At 70.6% G+C, this 4,475-nt stretch carries 3 protein-coding genes and 1 pseudogene; all 4 read right to left on the bottom strand.

Features of this window, described 5'->3' with window-relative positions:
• Positions 1 to 162: pseudogene (locus ACZ5XS_RS45590) on the bottom strand (NADH-quinone oxidoreductase subunit NuoH); the annotation flags it as partial.
• Entirely contained in the window at positions 159 to 2,663 is a 2,505-nt protein-coding gene (locus ACZ5XS_RS45585; RefSeq protein WP_468661614.1) for an NADH-quinone oxidoreductase subunit G, read from the bottom strand. The pseudogene ACZ5XS_RS45590 and the gene ACZ5XS_RS45585, both read right to left, overlap by 4 nt.
• On the bottom strand, positions 2,660 to 4,009 hold the full coding sequence (nuoF, locus tag ACZ5XS_RS45580; RefSeq protein WP_468661613.1) for an NADH-quinone oxidoreductase subunit NuoF: 1,350 nt from the start codon (positions 4,007 to 4,009) through the stop codon (positions 2,660 to 2,662). The genes ACZ5XS_RS45585 and nuoF overlap by 4 nt, the downstream gene beginning before the upstream one ends.
• On the bottom strand, positions 4,006 to 4,475 hold a 470-nt coding region (locus ACZ5XS_RS45575), incomplete at its 5' end, for an NAD(P)H-dependent oxidoreductase subunit E (protein ID WP_468661612.1). The genes nuoF and ACZ5XS_RS45575, both read right to left, overlap by 4 nt.

Below are 4,475 nucleotides of genomic sequence, written 5' to 3'. Positions count from 1 at the left end.
GATGCGCAGCTGCATCCAGGCGACGACCTTGCGCTCCCACACGATGGAGAACAGCACGGTCAGCATCAGGAAGGCGAAACAGAACACCGCCTTGATGAGGACCAGCCACCAGGGGTCGGTGCCGAACATCGAGAGGTCTTCAGCGGCGAGGTACGGGCTCATGCCTCCACCTCCTGGGGGGCTTCGGCGGCGGGCTTCGCCGGTCCGATGCGGACGAGTGAGCCGGGCAGCGCCCCGGTGTCGGAGGCGACGCCGCCGCCCGAGGAGTTCAGCGGGAGCCAGACCACCCGGTCGGGCATCTCGGTGACCCGGAGCGTGAACTCGGCCGTCCCGGCGGTCCCGGTCACGGCGAGCAGGTCGCCGTCCTTCACGCCCGCCTCGGCGGCCGTGGCGGGCGACACGCGCGCGTGGACCGCGTGCCGCGTCCCGGCGAGCGCCTCGTCGCCCTCCTGGAGGACGCCCTGGTCGAGCAGCAACCGGTGCCCGGCCAGTACGGCCTCCCCGGCCGCCGGCCGCGGCAACTGCGCGGCGGATTCCAGAGGTTCGGTGGCCCGGGGTCCCTCCCAGGCCCCCAGCCGGTCCAGCTCCGCGCGTACGGTCCGCAGGTCCGGCAGACCCAGGTGTACGTCCATGGCGTCGGCCAGCATCTGCAGCACGCGCGCGTCGGTGGGCGCGAGGCGCCGGGTCATGTGGTCGGGCTTGAGCGCGGCCTCGAAGAAGCGCACCCTGCCCTCCCAGTTGAGGAACGTGCCGGCCTTCTCGGCGACCGCCGCCACCGGCAGGACCACGTCCGCCAGTTCGGTGACCTCGCCGGGCCGCAGTTCCAGCGACACCAGGAAGCCGACCTCGCGCAGCGCCTCACGCGCGCGTGCCGGATCGGGCAGATCGGCGACCTCGACACCCGCGACCACCAGCGCCTGAAGCTCACCGCCCGCGGCGGCCTCGACGATCTGGCCGGTGTCACGCCCGTAGCGGTGCGGGAGTTCGGCCAGACCCCAGACCGCGGCGACCTCGTCCCGGGCGCGCGGGTCGGTGGCCGGGCGGCCGCCCGGCAGCAGCGTGGGCAGGGCGCCCGCCTCGACGGCACCGCGCTCCCCGGACCGGCGCGGGATCCACACCAGGTGGGCACCGGTCGCGGAGGCGGCCCGTACGGCGGCGGTCAGCCCGCCCGCCACTGCGGCCAGCCGCTCGCCCACGGCGATCACCGCGCCCTCGGTGCGCAACGCCTCCGAGGCCCTGGCACCGTCGTCCCCCAGGCCGGCCCCGCTCGCGAGCGCGTCCAGCCACTCGGTCTCGGTGCCGGGAGCGGCGGGCAGCAGCGTGCCGCCCGCCTTCTCCAGGCCGCGCGTCGCGTGCGTGGCGAGGGAGAACACCTTCTGCCCGTGCTTGCGCCAGGCCTTGCGCAGCCGGAGGAAGACGCCGGGCGCCTCCTCCTCGGCCTCGAACCCGACCAGCAGAACGGCGGGCGCCTTCTCCAGAGCGGTGTACGTGACGCCCGTACCGTCGAGGTCCCGGCCGCGTCCGGCGACCTGGGCGGCCAGGAAGTCGGCCTCCTCACCGCTGTGCACGCGCGCACGGAAGTCGATGTCGTTGGTGCCGAGCGCCACGCGCGCGAACTTGCTGTACGCGTAGGCGTCCTCGATGGTGAGCCGGCCGCCGGTCAGGACACCGGTCCGGCCCCGTGAGGCGAGCAGCCCCTGAGCGGCGATCTGCAGCGCCTCCGGCCAGGAGGCCGGCACGAGGTCACCCTCGGCGTTGCGCACCAGCGGGTGCTGGAGCCGGTCCCGCTGCTGCGCGTACCGGAACGCGAACCGCCCCTTGTCGCAGATCCACTCCTCGTTGACCTCGGGGTCCTCGGCCGCGAGCCGCCGCATGACCTTGCCGCGCCGGTGGTCGGTGCGGGTCGCGCAGCCGCCGGAGCAGTGCTCGCAGACCGACGGCGAGGAGACGAGGTCGAAGGGGCGGGAGCGGAATCGGTACGCCGCAGAGGTGAGCGCGCCGACCGGGCAGATCTGGATGGTGTTGCCGGAGAAATAGGACTCGAAGGGGTCGCCCTCACCGGTGCCGACCTGCTGGAGCGCGCCGCGCTCGATCAGCTCGATCATCGGGTCGCCCGCGACCTGGTTGGAGAACCGGGTGCAGCGGGCGCACAGCACGCACCGCTCGCGGTCGAGCAGCACCTGCGTGGAGATCGGCACGGGCTTCTCGTACGTCCGCTTCTTTCCCTCGAAGCGGGACTCGGACTGGCCGTGTGACATGGCCTGGTTCTGCAGGGGGCACTCGCCGCCCTTGTCGCAGACCGGGCAGTCCAGCGGGTGGTTGATGAGGAGCAGCTCCATCACACCGTGCTGTGCCTTCTCGGCCACCGGCGAGGTGAGGTGCGTCTTCACCACCATCCCGTCGGTGCAGGTGATGGTGCAGGACGCCATGGGCTTGCGCTGGCCCTCGACCTCGACGATGCACTGGCGGCAGGCGCCGGCCGGGTCGAGGAGGGGGTGGTCGCAGAACCGGGGGATCTCGATGCCGAGTTGCTCGGCGGCCCGGATGACCAGGGTGCCCTTGGGCACGCTGATCTCCACGCCGTCGATCGTCAGCGACACGAGGTCTTCCGGCGGGACCGCCGCCCCTCCCCCACCTGCGGGAGCATTGGTGGTCACAGTCATGCGTTCACCTCCGTGCGGTCGGCCCAGGCCGTCGACTTGGCCGGGTCGAAGGGGCAGCCGCGGCCCGTGATGTGCTGCTCGTACTCCTCACGGAAGTACTTGAGCGAGGAGAAGATCGGCGAGGCGGCGCCGTCGCCGAGGGCGCAGAAGGACTTGCCGTTGATGTTGTCGGCGATGTCGTTCAGCTTGTCGAGGTCGGTCATGACGCCCTTGCCGGCCTCGATGTCGCGCAGCAACTGCACGAGCCAGTACGTCCCTTCGCGGCAGGGGGTGCACTTGCCGCAGGACTCGTGGGCGTAGAACTCGGTCCAGCGGGTCACGGCTCGCACGACGCAGGTCGTCTCGTCGAAGCACTGCAGAGCTTTTGTGCCGAGCATGGAACCCGCGGCGCCCACTCCTTCGTAGTCAAGAGGGACGTCGAGGTGCTCTTCGGTGAACATCGGCGTCGAGGACCCGCCGGGGGTCCAGAACTTGAGCCGGTGCCCGGCGCGCATGCCGCCGCTCATCTCGAGGAGCTGACGGAGTGTGATGCCGAGCGGTGCCTCGTACTGACCGGGACTGGTGACATGGCCGCTGAGCGAGTAAAGCGTGAAGCCCGGAGACTTCTCGCTGCCCATCGACCTGAACCATTCCTTGCCCTTGTTCAGAATCGCGGGAACCGACGCGATCGACTCGACGTTATTCACCACAGTCGGGCACGCGTAGAGGCCCGCGACAGCAGGGAAAGGAGGACGGAGCCGCGGTTGACCCCGGCGGCCTTCGAGCGAGTCGAGCAGTGCGGTCTCCTCACCGCAGATGTACGCGCCGGCGCCCGCGTGCACGGTGAGTTGGAGGTCGAGTCCGCTGCCCAGGATGTTCTCGCCCAGGTAGCCCGCCGCGTAGGCCTCGCGCACGGCCTCGTGCAACCGCCGCAGCACAGGGACGACTTCACCCCGCAGATAGATGAAGGCATGCGAAGACCTGATGGCGTAACACGCGATGACAATGCCCTCGATGAGGCTGTGCGGGTTCGCGAAGAGGAGCGGGATGTCCTTACAGGTTCCCGGCTCCGACTCGTCGGCGTTGACAACTAGATAGTGCGGCTTTCCATCCCCCTGGGGAATGAACTGCCATTTCATTCCCGTGGGGAATCCCGCACCGCCACGGCCGCGCAGACCGGAGTCCTTGACGTACGCGATCAGGTCGTCCGGCGTCATGGCGAGCGCCTTGCGGAGTCCCTCGTATCCTTCGTGCCTTCGGTAGACGTCCAGCGTCCAGGACTCGTCCTCGTCCCAGAAGGCCGACAGCACGGGTGCGAGCAGCTTCTCGGGGCTGGTGTCTTTGATCTCGGGTGCCAAGGTCATCACTCCCCCTCCTCGGCGGTAGGCCCTGCCGGGTGGGCCGGGTCGGAGGCCGACGTGTCCTGCGGCGCGTCGTGCGAGCTCAGGTGTTCTGTCGGTGACGGGTGGTGCACCGCCTTGTCCTGCGGCTCGTCGTGCGGTCCGCCGTCGCGCGGATGGACCACGCGCGCGGGTGCGGCCTCTCCCCTTGCCAGGCGAAGGCCCACCAGCGAAGCGGGTCCCGCTCCGCCGCTCGCCTCGACGGCCCCGGGCCGCTCGTCGGGGAAGCCGGCCAGGATCCGGGCGGTCTCCTTGAAGGTGCACAGCGGCGCCCCGCGCGTGGGCTCGACCGGTCGCCCCTCGATCAGGTCGTCGACGAGGCGCTTGGCGCTCGCCGGGGTCTGGTTGTCGAAGAACTCCCAGTTGACCATCACGACGGGCGCGAAGTCGCAGGCCGCGTTGCACTCGATGTGCTCCAGGGTGACCTTGCCGT

This window comes from Streptomyces sp. NPDC033131 (genome assembly GCF_055578365.1).
Note: the sequence above shows the minus strand (reverse complement) of the source record. Positions and strands in the feature narration are given on the sequence as shown.